Genomic DNA, 15,099 nt, shown 5'->3' on the forward strand with positions numbered 1-15,099 from the left:
TCCTCACAAGATCCTCAACCCTAGGACCTATGGTCAAAGGGAAGCCCCACCCTTCACCCTTCACCCTTCACTCCCCACCCCTCAATGCCATGACTCCCGCCCCCAATGCGACCGATCCCTACGCTTTTCTAATTATTGGCTACGGCAACCCCCTGCGCGGGGATGACGGCGTTGGCCCCCAGGTGGCCCAGACCGTTTCGGCATGGCAGGTGCCGTCGGTCAAAGCCCTCTCGGTGCCACAGCTGCTGCCAGAACTTGTTGTCGAGATGGGGGCAGCGGAGTACGTGATCTTTGTCGATGCCTGGGGCAAATGCGGAGCCTCAGCCCCTTGCCTGGAGCCCATTATCGCCACCCCGGCGGCCCTGAACCACGGCACCATCCCTGCCCTTGACCATGTCTGTGATCCAGCGGCGCTGGTGGCCCTTACCCAGTGGATCTACGGTCGCCATCCCCAGGCCTGGCTGCTGCAAATTCCCACGGAGTGCTGCGACCTGGGTGGAGCCTTTTCGAAGACGGCAAAGCACGGAGTCGATAGCGCTCTGCGAACCATTGAGCAGTTTTTGACCACCTATCGGCGGCCCACCTGTACTCCGCTGGCACCATGCATGAAGTCGGCTTGATGCAGGCGGCGCTGGCGATCGCCCTGGATCAGGCCGCCGCCCAGGGGGCCAGCAAAATCCACGCCCTAGAACTGCATGTCGGTCAGCAGTCAGGGGTCATGCCCGCCGCCCTGGCCTTTGCCTTTGGGGTGGTCAGTGCGGGCACTGCGGCGGCAGGGGCCGAGCTGAGGCTTACATCGATTCCAGTCCGATGCTACTGTTCCCTCTGCCAGCGGGAATTTCAGCCCGCCGACTGGATCTATGAATGTCCTGACTGTCACGGCCTCAGCACCGACATTCGCCAGGGCCAAACCCTAGAACTCGCATCGCTGGAGGTGTCGTGACATGTGTGGAAACTGTGGATGTCAGCGCGACCTAGAGGTCCCGTCCCTGGCTAAGACCCCCACCCAGGTGTTGCAGCTTCACCAAAACCTGCTGAGCCAGAACGATCGCCTGGCCCAGCGCAACCGAGCCCTCTTTCGTCACCTGCTGGCGATCAATATGCTGGCGTCGCCGGGGGCGGGCAAAACCACCCTGGTGCAGCGCCTGTTGCGCGATCGCGCCCTGATTGTCGGAACCGAGCCCCTGCACCCTCACCTGACACCGCTGCGGGCGGGGGTGATAGTGGGCGACCTGGCCAGCGATCGCGATGCCCAGCGGCTGCGCCAAACGGGGGTACCGGTGGTGCAGATCAACACTGGCGAGCTGTGCCATCTGGAGGCCGACAGCGTGGCCCAGGCGGCTGAGCAGTTGGATTTGGATCAGCTCGATCTGCTGATCATTGAAAACGTGGGCAACCTGGTCTGCCCCGCCGCCTTTGACCTGGGGGAAGACCTGCGCCTGGTGCTGATGTCGGTCACAGAGGGCGAAGACAAACCGCTGAAATACCCCACCGCCTTCAAGTCTGCCCATGCGGTCATCCTCAGCAAAATTGACCTGGCCGAAGTGGTGGGGTTTAACCGCGCAGAGGCGCTGCACTACCTGCACCTGATTGCCCCCCAGGCGTTGATCTTCGAGCTATCGGCCATCACCGGGGCCGGGCTGGCCAGCTTCTATGCCTACCTGGGGCAGGCCATTTTTCAGTGCCGCGACAAGGCCATGGCGTGAGGTACACCGTCCATGGCCACGACCCATCCCATTCAGCAGCGCATGGCCTTAACCGTGCAGGGCACCGTGCAGGGGGTGGGGTTTCGTCCATTTGTGTACCAACTGGCGATCGCCCTAGGGTTAAGGGGCGGCGTCAAGAATACGCCCCAGGGCGTGGTGATTGATATTGAAGGCTCCAAGAGCGCTCTGCAACAGTTTTCGAGACGGCTCCAGCAGGAAATCCCCCCGCCCGCCGCTATTCAAACCTTGACGCAACAATCCCTCCCCCTGCAAGGATTTGATCGGTTTGAAATCTGGCCCTCTGACCCGGTGGAGGGTGCTGCTACCGCCCAGATTCTGCCAGATCTAGCCACTTGTCCCGCCTGTTTGCAGGATATTTTCAACCCGCACAACCGCCGCTACCGCTATCCCTTCACCAGCTGCACCCACTGCGGCCCCCGCTTCAGCATTATCACCGCCCTGCCCTACGATCGCCCCCGCACCACCATGGCTGGCTTTGAGCTGTGCTCGACCTGCGCCGCCGAGTACAGCCATCCGGGCGATCGCCGCTTCCATGCCCAGCCCAATGCCTGCCCCCGCTGCGGCCCCGAGCTGGCGTTTTGGCCAACGGCGGAACAGCCATCGGCACCGCTAGAGCAGGCGATCGCGGCCCTGCGCCAGGGGCACATTGTCGCCCTCAAGGGGTTGGGCGGCTTTCAGCTGCTGGTAGATGCCCAGAACGACGCGGCGGTGGAGCGCCTCCGCCAGCGCAAGCAGCGCCCGGACAAACCCCTGGCCCTGATGTATGCAACCCTGGCCCAGGTGCGCCGCGACTGCGAGGTTGCTGAAACCGCCGCCCACCTGCTGACCGCCTCCCAGGCCCCAATTGTGCTGGTGCCCAAGCGACCTGGCCCGACGGCACTGGCGGCGGCGATCGCGCCCCACACCACCCACCTGGGGGTAATGCTGCCCACCACGCCCCTGCACCACCTGCTGCTGCGAGAGTACGGCTCGCCAGTGGTGGCCACCAGCGGCAACCGATCGGGTGAGCCGCTGTGTACCGACAGCCCAGAGGCCCACCGGCAGCTGGGCGCGATCGCCGACGGCTTTTTAGTCCACAACCGCCCCATCCAGCGGCCCGTGGATGACTCCGTGGTGCAGATTGTGCAGGGGCAGCCCCAAATTCTGCGCCATGCCCGTGGCTACGCCCCCCAAGCCATTCCCCTGCCCCCCGGTGTGGACGCAGACCTGCGCATTCTTGCCCTCGGTGCCCACCTCAAGAGTGCGATCGCCCTGTCTCTGGGCACCCAGGTGGTGCTCAGCCAGCACATTGGCGACCTGGAGACCCCCCAGGCGATCGCAAGACTGGAGCACACCGTGGCCGACTGGCTGGCCCTCTACCGCTGCCAACCGACGGCCATTGCCTGCGACCTGCACCCCGACTACGGCTCCACTCGCCTGGGGCAGACGCTGGCCCAGCGGTGGCAGATACCGTTGATTCCGGTGCAGCACCACTATGCCCACGGGTTGGCGGCGATGGCCGAGCATCACCTGGCCGCCCCCGTGCTCGCCGTGGCCTGGGATGGTGCAGGCTACGGCCCCAACCAGACGATCTGGGGCGGCGAATTTTTGCAGATTACCGAATCAGGGTTTGAGCGGCTGGCCCACCTGCGGCCTTTTGCCCTGCCGGGGGGCGATCGCTGTAGTCGAGAACCCCGGCGCAGTGCGATCGCGCTGCTCTACGGCTGCTACGGCGACCAGGCCTTTGTTATGACTGACTTAGCCCCCATACAGGCCTTTTCAGCGCCGCAGCGAGCGGTGCTGCGGCAAATGTTTGCTGCGGACGTCAACAGCCCCATGACCTCTAGCATGGGGCGGCTATTCGACGGCGTGGCGGCCCTGCTCGGCCTGCCCCAGAGCGTGAGCTTTGAGGGCCAGGCTGCGATCGCCCTGGAGGGGTTAGCCGCCGAATGCTCGACGCCGAAAGGCTACCCGTTTGCGGTCTCGGTCACCCATCCCGCCGTGATCGACTGGCGACCGATGGTGCGGGCGGTGGTCTGCGATCGGCAGGCCGGGGTGGCGACCCGTGTTATTGCAGCCAGGTTCCATCGCACACTGGTGGAGATGGTGGGGGCGATCGCCCAGCGGGCTGGCCTGGAGCAGGTCGTGCTCACGGGCGGGTGCTTTCAGAACCGCATGCTCAGTGAGCAAACTATTCAACACTTGCGCGATCGCGGCTTTGTGCCCCACTGGCACCAGCGAGTGCCCCCGAACGATGGCGGCCTGGCGGTGGGGCAGGCGATCGCAGCGCTACGCCACCTTTCCCACAACCGGAGTTAACCCATGTGCCTTGCCATTCCCGGACAAATTCTCAGTACCGCCGGAGACGACCTGGATCGGACGGGTCGAGTTAGCTTTGGCGGTGTGGTGAAGGAGGTGAGCTTGGCCTATGTGCCGCAGGCGGAGGTGGGAGATTATGTGGTGGTGCACGTCGGCTTTGCCATCAGCCAGCTCGATCTGCACGAGGCCGAGCAGACTTTGCATTACCTGGAGCAAATGCAGATGGGGGAGAAGGCGGGCGGAGAGTAGGGGGCCGTTGGCGTGACCTTCTAGATGAGCAGCTATGGCACAATGCGCTTCCCTAGCTATGGTCAGCTGGAGCAACAGTCGGAAGATATACAGTTTTTTGCCGCCTATTTACCCCTGAGAGGGCTATTATGCAGATTACGCGCTGCCTATCTACCCTGTACAGGTGATTATATGGCAGACAGTCTGCCTATCTACCCTACAGTGGGTATATAGGCAGATTAGATCAGTCCAATAAATTGTTGGGCTGCTTAGGCTATCGGTGAGGGCAGCAACCTGAGTATTCTCGGTTGGCACGCAGCACCCATTTAGCGCAAACCGCCTATTCTACGCAAAGCAAGAGACCCTACAACCCTTGCTAGTTGTCCATCTTAGGCTAAAATGTGAAAAACGTAAGACGCTATTGACAGTTTCAAAATGATTTGCCATTATCAGGTGTAGGGAAGGGCAAGTAAACATGAACAAAAGTTTTAAGCAAATCCCGATGTCCGAATTAAGGGTCAAGCTGCCAAAACTTAGGCGGCAAGTTCAGTCGGGTAACCTGCGGATTGTATGTACTCACTATGGTGAAGTTGCAGCCTTTTTGCTTCCACTTCAAGATATTGATGCTCTCAATTCAGAAGAGGGAGAGCCTAGTATTCAGAACAGTGAAGAGATTCCTCTCACTGAGTTTCGTGATCAGCTAACCGAATCCTGGGAGAGGCTTTTGGGTGGAACAGATTGTATCTATCTGACATTTCATAAAAGGCGGGTTGTGGCGTTTGTATCGCCTCGCTTCACGCATTACCTTTCATTACCACTGATTGGTGATGCAGATAAAGTTTTGTTTGTTCCTTCTGAGATTCAGGTCTAGATATTGCAGCATGAGAAGTTAATTGAAGTGTTCAAGTTTACGTATTTTGATTCTCAAATTAAGACGATACTTTCTGACAGAAGTACATTCTGTGATCTGGCAGTAGAGCAGGAACTTGCGCCTATTCTAGAAGTTCTCAAGCAGACTGGCGAAGTTGAAGGGGCATGTTGTGGTGTCAAGCCTGGTGTTTCGGAATTAGTTTATGAACTCAGGGGAAGAACTTTCCAGCTTGTCTATGCCGTTGACGTTCCGAGAAAAGAAATCAGGTTTTATGAGTTTCAACAGGTCTCTCACTTAATTGATTGGGAAACTGCTCTAGATCAAGACTTGCGTAGAGGCGAGCAACAGCCCATTTATATCCCTCAAATCGGTGATCCACAGAAATACATTAAGACTGTTGAGCTGATTCATGGTGGAACCAACACATCTAAATCTTTAGGTGTTGCTTTCGGTAGTGGTGCCAAAAAAGAAAAAGATTTGGCTAGGAGAGGAGATTATCTTGGACGACCTGTGATGGAGATTGGTCTTGCCAGTCGAGGTGCAGTCGAGAATAAGTCTTCAAGCATTTACATCTTGACAGATCGAGGTAAAAGGATTGCTCAGAGCGATGATCAGGAAACTCGTGAACGTCTTCTTGCAGAAGCATTGCTAGGGTTTTACCCGATTCAAATGATTATTGAGAAAACAACTCGTGATGACCAAGAACTCACTAAGGAATTAATTCAAGAGGTGATTTTATGGTGAGTTTCGGTGATTGTGGAGGAACCACAAACCCTCGCAGAGCGAGTTCTTTACGGGCATTGGTGAATTGGGTGTCACGATGGGCTGGCATTCCAATCCGACGAGAAGGTAGTGATGGTGTCCAACTCTATATCCCTCAAATCTATGCAAACTAAACCATACGATTTTGAAACTCAGCGCAAGGTTGGACAAGAAGGAGAAACCTTCTTAGACCAATGGTTACATCCTGTCTACAAAGTACTTGATGTCTCTGGGGAGATGAAGTATCAGCAAGCAGGGATAGACAGAATTGTTACTCGATCAGATGGATCAGTCATCACGATTGAGTATAAGTTTGACCTTGCAGCTAAACGGACAGGTAATCTCTTCTTTGAAACTATCTCGAACGACAAAGAGATGATTCCAGGGTGGGGGTGGAGTTCTCAGGCGGATTACTGGATCGTCCTAATACCAGAGCAAGAAATTCTTGTTTTCAAACCAGGAAAGCTGAGAGCGCTAGTTTGGGAGTTACAGAAAACTCTTCAGAAGAGAAGTGTTCCCAATAGAGGGTACAACACAGTTGGCTATCCCATTCCACTAATCCAAGCTAGAAAAGTTGCTTTTCAAATCAAGACTCTTTACCTAGAGAGCCTTTGAACTGTTTATAGGTTTTGGAGACTTGTTTGCTCATTCAATTTGCACCGAGGTAGGCTGATGCTGAATGTAACTATTGATGAAATTCAACGTGATCCCTTGAAGTACCTTGATCAGGTAGAGGCAGGTGAAACTCTTGTCATTGTTAGATCTGACAAACCTATTGCTGAACTTAGACCTATTGCTAGTAGTAAGCAATTACGCCCATTTGGTTTGTGTGCAGGCGAGTTTATTGTTCCAGATGATTTCGATACTCCTTTGCCGGAAGACCTTCTCAGCGCATTCGAGGGCAAATGAGGATTCTGTTAGATACTCACATCTTTCTATGGTTCATCAGTGGCGATACTCAGTTGTCAACAGATGTTCGGGATGCAATTCGCGATTCAGACAACGAGGTTTATCTGAGTACAGTTTCAGTCTGGGAAGCAATTGTCAAGTATCAGTTGGGCAAGTTACCTCTGCCAGAGCATCCCGAAATGTATTTACCGAAACAGCGCAATCTTCATCAAATTGCTAGCCTTGCTCTTGACGAAAGTAGTGTAATTCAATTGGCTAAGTTGCCACCATTACATCGCGATCCATTTGACAGAATGCTGATCTGTCAAGCCTTACAAAATGGTCTAACAATTGCGACGGTGGATACAGCAGTTCGTGCCTACTCAGTCAGCGTCATGTAGCAGCGCAGCCCAAAAATTCAAATGCAGCGGACAGTTGAAAGCCGCTCGTGCTGAGTCTGAAGTTGTCTGCCGCCGCTGATTTGAGCCGTTGAGTTTTACAGAGTCATAGCCAAGAGGTTGGTTGCCTGACACCTGATTCAAGCGCTTTGAACATACGGTCATGGAGAGCCGAGGGCGATCGCTCACGCACCCCTAAGCCTTCACAACTTCCTCAAAGTGTCTCGATAGGCTGAAGCTCAGAGGTCAGCGATCGCTGCGTGAGGACTTCCGCCATGACCGTCTCAGCTTTGCCCCAGACCACCACCGCCACCCTCGATGGCAACGAAGCCGTTGCCCGAGTGGCCTACGCCCTCAGCGAAGTGGTTGCCCTGTACCCCATTACCCCGGCCTCGCCCATGGGGGAATGGGCCGATACCTGGGCCGCCAGTGGCCAACCCAACCTGTGGGGCACGGTGCCCGCCATTGTGACCATGCAGAGCGAAGGTGGCGTGGCTGGAACCGTCCACGGGGCGCTGCAAACTGGGGCGATCGCCACCACGTTTACGGCGTCCCAGGGGCTGCTGTTGATGCTGCCCAACCTGTACAGGATGGCCGGTGAACTCACCCCCTGCGTAATCCACGTGGCGGCGCGATCGCTGGCGGCCCAGGCCCTGTCGATTTTTGGCGACCACAGCGATGTGATGGCGGCCCGGGGCACGGGGGTTGGGCTGCTGTGCTCGGCCTCGGTGCAGGAGGCACAGGATCTAGCCGCGATCGCCACCGCCGCTACCCTGGCCAGCCGCATCCCCTTCTTGCACTTTTTCGATGGCTTTCGCACCTCCCACGAGATCCAAAAAATTGCGCTGTTGCCTGAGGCTGTGCTGCGATCGCTGATCGATGACGACCTGATTGCCCAGCATCGCCAGCGGGCCCTGAGCCCCGACCACCCGGTCCTTCGCGGTACGGCCCAAAATCCCGACGTGTTTTTCCAGGCGCGGGAAACTGTGAATCCCTATTACCAGCACTGCCCCGACATCATTGCCCAGGTGATGGATCGCTTTGCCCGGCTGACGGGCCGCCTCTATCGCCCCTTTGAATATTCCGGCAGCCCCAGGGCCGAGCGGGTGGTGGTGCTGATGGGGTCTGGCTGTGAAACGGCCCAGGCCACGGTGGCGGCCCTGAACGCCCAGGGGGAAAACGTCGGTCTGATCCAGGTGCGGCTCTATCGTCCCTTTGACGCTCAGCGCTTGGTTGCGGCCCTGCCAAAGACAGTGCAGGCGATCGCCGTCCTCGATCGCACCAAGGAGCCCGGCAGTGTCGGCGAACCGCTCTACCTGGATGTGCTCACCGCCCTGCTGGAGCAGCGGTTTGCCACCATCGACAACGGCTTTCCGGCGGTGGTGGGCGGGCGCTATGGCCTGGGGTCCAAGGAGTTTACCCCGGCCATGGTCAAAGCGGTTTTCGACCATCTGCGGCTCGATGAATTGCATTCCGACGAACCTGCTCCCCAGCACCACTTCACCCTCGGCATCCAGGACGATGTCAGCCACACCAGCCTGCCCTACCACCCCAGCTTCTCGATTGAGTCGGCGCAGACCGTGCGGGCCGTCTTCTACGGGCTGGGGGCAGACGGCACCGTGGGGGCCAACAAAAACACGATCAAAATCATCGGTGAGGCCACCCCAAACTACGCCCAGGGCTACTTCGTGTACGACTCCAAAAAGTCGGGTTCAGTCACCACCTCGCACTTGCGGTTTGGCCCCGATCCCATCCGGGCCCCCTACCTGATCGACCGGGCCAACCTGGTGGCCTGTCACCAGTGGGTGCTGCTCGATCAGCTCGATATTTTAGGGCCTGCGATCGCGGGGGCCACCTTCCTGGTCAACTCGCCCTACGCTCCGGAGGAAACCTGGCAGCAGTTCCCCGAACGGATTCAGGCTCAGATTCTGCAAAAGCGGCTGAAGGTCTACGCCATTAACGCCTACCAGGTAGCCAGAGCGGCGGGCATGGGCAACCGCATCAATACGGTGATGCAGACCTGCTTCTTTGCCCTGGCGGAGATTTTGCCCCAGGCGGAGGGCATCGCGGCCATCCAGCAGTCGATTCGCAAAACCTATGCCCAGAAGGGAGCGGCGATCGTCGCCATGAACCTGAAAGCAGTAGATCAGACTCTGCAACACCTGTATGAGATTCCGCTACCCGCTGTCTCTCAGTCTGCGACCATTCCACCCCTCAAACCCGCCGTCTCCGATCGCGCCCCCGCCTTTGTGCAAACGGTGCTCGGCCCCATGATCCAGCGCCAGGGCGACGCGCTCCCGGTCAGCGCCCTGCCCTGCGACGGCACCTACCCCACCGGCACCGCCCAGTGGGAAAAACGCAACCTTGCCCAGGCCATTCCCGTGTGGGACCCGCAGGTGTGCGTGCAGTGCGGCAAATGCGTCATGGTCTGCCCCCACGCTGCCATTCGCAGCAAGGTGTATGGGCCAGAGCAGTTGGCCGAGGCTCCCGCAGGCTTCAAGCACACCGCCGCCCGGGAGTGGCCCGGCCAGCGGTATACGATTCAGGTGGCCGCCGAAGACTGCACCGGCTGCGGCATCTGTGTGGATGTGTGCCCCGCCAAAACCAAATCTGCGCCCCACCGCAAGGCGATCAACATGACGCCGGTCTATCAAGCCATCTCACCGACTGCACCGCCTGAAGTAGAAACAGCTCTCGGCTCCGATCCCACACCCTTTGAACAAACCATCGACCTGCGGCAGCAGGAGAAACCCAACTGGAACTTTTTCCTACAGCTGCCTAACCCAGATCGAACCTCGCTCAACCTGCACAAAATCAGCCAGCAGCAGATGCAGGAGCCACTGTTTGAGTTTTCGGGAGCCTGTGCGGGCTGTGGCGAAACCCCCTATCTAAAATTGCTGACGCAGTTGTTTGGCGATCGCCTGCTGGTGGCCAATGCCACCGGCTGCTCCTCGATCTACGGCGGCAACCTGCCCACTACCCCCTGGAACCATAATGCTGAGGGACGCGGTCCGGCCTGGTCAAACTCGCTGTTTGAAGACAACGCTGAATTTGGTCTGGGCTGCCGGGTTGCCATCGACCAGCAGGCCGACGCTGCCGCCGATCTGTTGCGATCTATTGCTGTTGCCGACAACTTTAGGCTGTCGGCCCTACCGACCCTGGCCCAGCCCATTCTCCAGGCCCCGCAGACCGACGAAGCCGAGATTGGGGAGCAGCGAGAGCGAGTCGCCCAGCTCAAAACCCTGCTCACCGAGGCCGCGCAGGATCCCCTTGCGGCCCCCCTCAAGGCCCAGGTTCAGCGGCTGCTCTCCCTGGCTGACACCCTGGTGAAAAAAAGCGTGTGGATGGTGGGCGGCGACGGCTGGGCCTACGACATTGGCTACGGCGGGCTAGACCATGTGCTGGCCAGCGATCGCAACGTCAACATCCTGGTTTTGGATACCGAAGTCTACTCCAACACAGGCGGCCAACAGTCTAAAGCCACCCCCAGAGCCGCCGTTGCCAAGTTTGCCGCCGCTGGCAAAACCACCGCGAAAAAAGATCTGGGGCTGATGGCCATGGCCTACGGCTCTGCCTACGTGGCCAGCGTCGCCCTGGGTGCTCGCGACGAGCACACCCTCAAGGCCTTTCTCGAAGCTGAAGCCTACGAGGGCCCGGCCCTGATCATTGCCTACGCCCACTGCATTGCCCACGGCATCGATATGGCCACGGCCATGCACCACCAAAAGGCGATCGTCGAAGCGGGGCGCTGGCTGCTCTACCGCTACGATCCCCGCCGCCGCGCCGCCGGGCTCAACCCCCTCCGCCTCGACAGCCGCCCGCCCACCGTGCCGATGGAGCCGTCGATGTATGCCGAAAATCGATTCAAACTCCTGACCCACAGCGATCCAGCGGCGGCAAAAACCCTACTTCAGCAGGCCCAGCAGGATGTGCAGACGCGGTGGCGGCTGTATAAGGCGCTAGCGGAGATGGATGAGGGGGGGGATGGTGAGGTGAGACGGTGAGGAACCTCCGGGCAGGATAACTTTGCATAAGCTCTACCCTCTCCGCCGGTTAGACACCATGAAGTACATCAGCGAGTATCGCGATCAGGGCCTGGTTCAAGACTACGTGGCGGCGATCGCCGCCCTCGTCACCCAGCCCTGGACCTTGATGGAGATCTGCGGCGGCCAGACCCACACCATCGTCAAGTACGGCCTCGACCAGCTGCTGCCCGCCGCCGTCACCCTGATCCACGGCCCCGGCTGCCCGGTCTGCGTCACCGATGCCGCCCTGATCGACCAGGCGCTGACCCTGGCCGCCCAGTCCGACATTGTGTTTTGCACCTACGGCGACATGGTACGGGTGCCGGGCACCGCCACCGATTTGCTCAGTGTCAAGGCCCAGGGGGGCGATGTGCGGCTGGTCTATTCGCCCCTGGATGCCCTGGCCCTGGCCCGCCGCCACCGCGATCGCCAGGTGGTGTTCTTTGCCGTCGGCTTTGAGACCACCGCCCCCGCCACGGCGATGGCCGTCCACCGGGCGACGCAGCAGCAAATCGACAACTTTTCGGTGCTGATGGCCCACGTGCTGGTGCCCCCGGCCATGGAGGCGATTCTGGCTGCGCCCGACTGCCGGGTGCAGGGGTTTTTGGCGGCGGGCCATGTGTGTACGGTGATGGGCTATGGGCCGTACGGGGCGATCGCCGCCAGATACGGGGTTCCCACCGTGGTCACTGGCTTTGAACCCGTCGATATTTTGCAGGGGGTTTATCGCTGTCTGCGGCAGCTCGAAGCCGGTCGGGCCGAGGTCGAAAATCAATACGCGCGATCGGTCACCGAGCCGGGAAACCGGGCGGCCCAGCAGCTGATGGCGCAGGTCTTTCAGATGGTGCCGCGGGGGTGGCGGGGGCTGGGCACTCTGCCCCAGAGCGGGCTGGGCCTGCGGGAGGCCTACCGGGAGCTGGATGCCCAGGTGCGGTTTGGCGATCGGCTGCAGGCCGGGGCCGGGGCGGCCCCAGAGACCCCCTGCATCAGCGGCCTGGTCTTGCAGGGGCTGAAAAAGCCCCCCGACTGCCCCGCCTTTGGCACCCGCTGCCGCCCGGAACACCCCCTCGGAGCCCCGATGGTTTCCACCGAAGGAGCCTGTGCGGCCTACTATCGCTACCGCCCGGCGTCATAAGTTCCTCACCTTTGTTTTTTACCCTAAAGATGACGCTGAATTCTGGAGATGGCCCAAAGGTGCAAGGTGTACGGCTCGAGAACGGCCGTGAACCGTTTACCGTACACCTTGCACCCCACCAACCTGTCACCTTTTGCTTAGCAAACTACGCGTCAAATCTCTTCAGTTCTAGCCCTAAAGAAAAATCCAACCAGGAGCTGAAAGCCATGCTGTTTCGTCAACTTTTTGATCCAGATACCTGGCTATACATTGGCAAAGGCACTGAAACCCTGCTGTTTCGTCAACTCTTTGACCCCGTCACCTGCTCATACACCTACCTGGTAGCCGATGGAGAGACAAAAACGGCGGCTCTGATCGATCCAGTTCTGGAACAGGTCGAACGGGACTTTAGGCTACTCAATGAACTGGGGTTGAGCTTGCAATTTTGCCTGGAAACCCATACCCACGGCGACCACACCTCCGGCACGGGCAAGCTGCGCGAGCTGACTGAGTGCGAAGGCGTTGTGCCTGACCATGCCCCTGCCGCCTACGCCGATCGCCGGATCCGCGACGGAGAGATCCTCAGGGTGGGCGACATCCAAATTTGCGCGATCGAAACCTGTGGGCATACCGACAGCCATATGGCTTATCGGATAAATGACACCCATGTCTTAACCGGCGATGCCCTGCTGATTCGGGGCTGCGGCCGCACTGACTTGCGGGGCGGGGATGCGGGAACCCTCTATGATCGCGTCACCCAGCGTCTGTTTACCTTGCCCGAGGACACGCTGGTCTATCCTGCCCACGACTATTGGGGCCAAACGGTTTCCACCATTGGGGAAGAAAAACGGTGGAATCCCCGATTTGCCAACAAGCGTCGGGAGGACTTCATCCAGTTTATGGCTGCTCTCAAGTTGCCGGATTCGCAAACCATGATGGAAGCTGTACCGGCCAATGAGCAGCGCGGCCGACTGGGCTGGAGAGCGCGATCGCAATCCGCCTGATCGAGCCCGCTGGACAAGCATTCCCTTGGAGCAAGCCTGCGTTGAACTGTCCCATCCCCCTTGACCAGTACCCCCAGGTGCTGCTGGCCCACGGCGGCGGCGGGCGGCTCATGCACCAGCTGATCGAGACGATGTTTGTGGCGGCGTTTCAGCCGGAGGTGGCCTGGTGCCACGATGCCGCCTGCCTGGAGCTATTCAGCGATCGCCTGGCGTTTACCACCGACTCCTACGTGGTGACGCCGCTGTTTTTCCCCGGCGGCGATATTGGGTCGCTGGCGGTCTACGGCACCGTCAACGACCTGGCGATGGCCGGGGCTACCCCCCGCTATCTCAGCCTTAGCTTCATTCTGGAGGAGGGGCTACCGATGGAGACCCTGTGGCGCGTGGTGCAGTCCATTCGAGTTGCCGCCGAGCAGGCCCAGGTGCGGATCGCAACGGGGGACACCAAGGTCGTCGATCGCGGCAAGGGCGACGGACTGTTTATCAACACGGCGGGCATCGGCACCTGCGAGCCGGATAGCGCCATCGGCCCCAGGGCCATACAACCAGGGGATGTAGTCCTGCTCAGCGGCGATCTGGGCCGTCACGGCGTGGCAATCTTGTCGGCCCGAGCCGGGTTCGCCTTTGAAACCAAAATCGAGAGCGACTCGGCCCCGGTGGCGATCGCGGCCCTCGACCTCTGCCGCCAGGTACCCGTCCACTGCCTGCGCGACCTCACCCGGGGCGGCCTCGCCAGCGGTCTGAACGAGCTGGCCCTGGCCACCCATCTGGCGATTCAGCTAGACTCAGCGGCGATCGCCGTGCCCCCCCAGGTGGAGGCCGCCTGCGAACTGCTAGGGCTCGATCCGCTGTACGTCGCCAATGAGGGTCGGTTTGTGGCCTTTGTCCCCCCCACCGCCGCCGCCGCCGCGATCGCCTGTCTGCGCCAGCACGATCCCGCCGCTCAAATCATTGGCACCGTCACCGATGGGCGACCCGGCCAGGTAATCCTCCAAAGCCCCCTCGGCACCCAGCGCCTGCTCGATTTTCTCAGCGGCGAACAGCTGCCGCGCATCTGTTAACCGCTGATAGGGCCAGGGCCAAGAGGATAGCGACTTTCTCATGGGGTTCTGTGCGTCGGGTCTGGGATCAGTCATTTGCGGCGGTAATGGGCCGTCATAAACTGCTGCCAATGGCCGTCATCGCCCAGGCAAAAGGAGGTCAGCAGCCGATGATCGCGACCCTCAAATTCGATGACGTCTCTGTACTGGGCCATTTGACCCTCCTGAGCCATGGACGGACCTTCAGAATGCAGCGTAAGTGCCCGCTCAGCAGCGTCGAGTTGGCCGTCGTAGACCCAGAGGTGGGTCATCATCGACCCCATCCAGGTACCGACAAAGCGCTGCTTTTGGGGGTCGTAGCCGAGGGTCATGACGGTAGTGGCTAAAGTGCCACACATTTCGCCCTGGCCCTCGGCGACTATCCAGAGGTTCCCGACAGATTTCACACTCTCGGTTCCAGTTGACTTTTCCAGGGGCTGACCGGGCTCTACCATGCCTTCAATCTCGTAGGTCCACTCGCCGAGGAGTTGTTGCAGCCACTGGTGCTCTTGTTGGGGCTGTTCTATAGACGGAGTCGATTTTGCCTCTGTTGTTGTCATAGGAATTCTCCTTAAGATATCGCTTTTGATTGGAGGACTGAGCCCTGCCCCTCGTCGCTTGATGCGGCCCTTCTCCTTGGGGTGAGAATCGCCAAGGATGGGGACAGAGCCCGCCTGCTTCTTGTTTGACTCTATGGGCCTGAAC

The 15,099-nt window shown here is 59.4% G+C and carries 15 protein-coding genes; 14 read left to right on the forward strand and 1 reads right to left on the reverse strand.

Annotated features, from left to right (window positions below):
• The first annotated feature begins 89 nt into the window (after nt 1-89).
• From NF78_RS05850 to hypE, 14 genes are all read left to right on the forward strand, one after another.
• Nucleotides 90-620, forward strand: coding sequence for a hydrogenase maturation protease (locus NF78_RS05850; RefSeq protein ID WP_035985284.1), 531 nt, complete (start codon nt 90-92; stop codon nt 618-620).
• Nucleotides 602-943: a hydrogenase maturation nickel metallochaperone HypA gene (gene hypA / locus NF78_RS05855; RefSeq protein ID WP_035985285.1), complete on the forward strand. Its 342-nt coding sequence runs from the start codon at nt 602-604 to the stop codon at nt 941-943. Before NF78_RS05850 ends, hypA begins: the two co-directional genes overlap by 19 nt.
• A 1-nt stretch (nt 944) precedes the next feature.
• Nucleotides 945-1,706 carry a hydrogenase nickel incorporation protein HypB gene (gene hypB / locus NF78_RS05860; RefSeq protein ID WP_035985286.1) on the forward strand — a complete coding sequence of 254 codons (762 nt, stop codon included), beginning with the start codon at nt 945-947 and terminating at the stop codon, nt 1,704-1,706.
• Nucleotides 1,707-1,718: 12 nt separating this feature from the next.
• On the forward strand, nt 1,719-4,025 hold the full coding sequence (hypF, locus tag NF78_RS05865; protein ID WP_035985287.1) for a carbamoyltransferase HypF: 2,307 nt from the start codon (nt 1,719-1,721) through the stop codon (nt 4,023-4,025).
• Between the two features lie 3 nt (nt 4,026-4,028).
• A complete protein-coding gene (locus NF78_RS05870) occupies nt 4,029-4,274 on the forward strand; it encodes a HypC/HybG/HupF family hydrogenase formation chaperone (RefSeq protein WP_035985288.1) in 246 nt (81 codons plus the stop codon).
• Between the two features lie 454 nt (nt 4,275-4,728).
• Nucleotides 4,729-5,124, forward strand: a complete 396-nt coding sequence (locus tag NF78_RS29100) for a type II toxin-antitoxin system Phd/YefM family antitoxin (RefSeq protein ID WP_197064770.1) — start codon at nt 4,729-4,731, stop codon at nt 5,122-5,124.
• 27 nt (nt 5,125-5,151) lie between these two features.
• Nucleotides 5,152-5,868, forward strand: coding sequence for a hypothetical protein (locus NF78_RS05875; protein WP_156119671.1), 717 nt, complete (start codon nt 5,152-5,154; stop codon nt 5,866-5,868).
• Between the two features lie 141 nt (nt 5,869-6,009).
• Nucleotides 6,010-6,501, forward strand: coding sequence for a hypothetical protein (locus NF78_RS05880; protein ID WP_035988817.1), 492 nt, complete (start codon nt 6,010-6,012; stop codon nt 6,499-6,501).
• Nucleotides 6,502-6,558: 57 nt separating this feature from the next.
• Nucleotides 6,559-6,795 carry a type II toxin-antitoxin system Phd/YefM family antitoxin gene (locus tag NF78_RS30325; RefSeq protein ID WP_035985290.1) on the forward strand — a complete coding sequence of 79 codons (237 nt, stop codon included), beginning with the start codon at nt 6,559-6,561 and terminating at the stop codon, nt 6,793-6,795.
• On the forward strand, nt 6,792-7,175 hold the full coding sequence (locus tag NF78_RS05890; RefSeq protein ID WP_035985291.1) for a type II toxin-antitoxin system VapC family toxin: 384 nt from the start codon (nt 6,792-6,794) through the stop codon (nt 7,173-7,175). Before NF78_RS30325 ends, NF78_RS05890 begins: the two co-directional genes overlap by 4 nt.
• A gap of 272 nt (nt 7,176-7,447) precedes the next feature.
• The gene (gene nifJ / locus NF78_RS05895; protein ID WP_035985292.1) at nt 7,448-11,176 is read left to right on the forward strand and encodes a pyruvate:ferredoxin (flavodoxin) oxidoreductase; all 3,729 of its coding nucleotides are present in this window, start codon (nt 7,448-7,450) and stop codon (nt 11,174-11,176) included.
• Nucleotides 11,177-11,198: 22 nt separating this feature from the next.
• Nucleotides 11,199-12,332 (forward strand): hydrogenase formation protein HypD, encoded by a 1,134-nt coding sequence (gene hypD / locus NF78_RS05900; protein ID WP_263970554.1) that lies wholly within the window; start codon nt 11,199-11,201, stop codon nt 12,330-12,332.
• A 206-nt stretch (nt 12,333-12,538) separates the two neighbouring features.
• Nucleotides 12,539-13,315: an MBL fold metallo-hydrolase gene (locus tag NF78_RS05905; protein WP_318655448.1), complete on the forward strand. Its 777-nt coding sequence runs from the start codon at nt 12,539-12,541 to the stop codon at nt 13,313-13,315.
• Nucleotides 13,316-13,356: 41 nt separating this feature from the next.
• On the forward strand, nt 13,357-14,376 hold the full coding sequence (gene hypE, locus NF78_RS05910) for a hydrogenase expression/formation protein HypE (RefSeq protein ID WP_035985294.1): 1,020 nt from the start codon (nt 13,357-13,359) through the stop codon (nt 14,374-14,376).
• A gap of 71 nt (nt 14,377-14,447) precedes the next feature.
• On the opposite strand, the gene NF78_RS05915 is transcribed toward hypE, so the two are convergent.
• Nucleotides 14,448-14,954 (reverse strand): DUF1579 domain-containing protein, encoded by a 507-nt coding sequence (locus tag NF78_RS05915; protein WP_052049870.1) that lies wholly within the window; start codon nt 14,952-14,954, stop codon nt 14,448-14,450.
• Between the last annotated feature and the right edge of the window lie 145 nt (nt 14,955-15,099).

The organism is Leptolyngbya sp. KIOST-1 (genome assembly GCF_000763385.1).
In the GTDB taxonomy this organism is placed as follows: Bacteria; Cyanobacteriota; Cyanobacteriia; order Phormidesmidales; family Phormidesmidaceae; genus Nodosilinea.

Bases quoted from the DNA above. Each gene is read 5' to 3' on its own strand.
- NF78_RS05850 (WP_035985284.1), top strand. From the start codon at position 90: ATGACTCCCGCCCCCAATGCGACCGATCCCTACGCTTTTCTAATTATT.
- hypA (WP_035985285.1), top strand. From the start codon at position 602: ATGCATGAAGTCGGCTTGATGCAGGCGGCGCTGGCGATCGCCCTGGAT.
- hypB (WP_035985286.1), top strand. From the start codon at position 945: ATGTGTGGAAACTGTGGATGTCAGCGCGACCTAGAGGTCCCGTCCCTG.
- hypF (WP_035985287.1), top strand. From the start codon at position 1,719: ATGGCCACGACCCATCCCATTCAGCAGCGCATGGCCTTAACCGTGCAG.
- NF78_RS05870 (WP_035985288.1), top strand. From the start codon at position 4,029: ATGTGCCTTGCCATTCCCGGACAAATTCTCAGTACCGCCGGAGACGAC.
- NF78_RS29100 (WP_197064770.1), top strand. From the start codon at position 4,729: ATGAACAAAAGTTTTAAGCAAATCCCGATGTCCGAATTAAGGGTCAAG.
- NF78_RS05880 (WP_035988817.1), top strand. From the start codon at position 6,010: ATGCAAACTAAACCATACGATTTTGAAACTCAGCGCAAGGTTGGACAA.
- NF78_RS30325 (WP_035985290.1), top strand. From the start codon at position 6,559: ATGCTGAATGTAACTATTGATGAAATTCAACGTGATCCCTTGAAGTAC.
- NF78_RS05890 (WP_035985291.1), top strand. From the start codon at position 6,792: ATGAGGATTCTGTTAGATACTCACATCTTTCTATGGTTCATCAGTGGC.
- nifJ (WP_035985292.1), top strand. From the start codon at position 7,448: ATGACCGTCTCAGCTTTGCCCCAGACCACCACCGCCACCCTCGATGGC.
- NF78_RS05905 (WP_318655448.1), top strand. From the start codon at position 12,539: ATGCTGTTTCGTCAACTTTTTGATCCAGATACCTGGCTATACATTGGC.
- NF78_RS05915 (WP_052049870.1), bottom strand. From the start codon at position 14,954: ATGACAACAACAGAGGCAAAATCGACTCCGTCTATAGAACAGCCCCAA.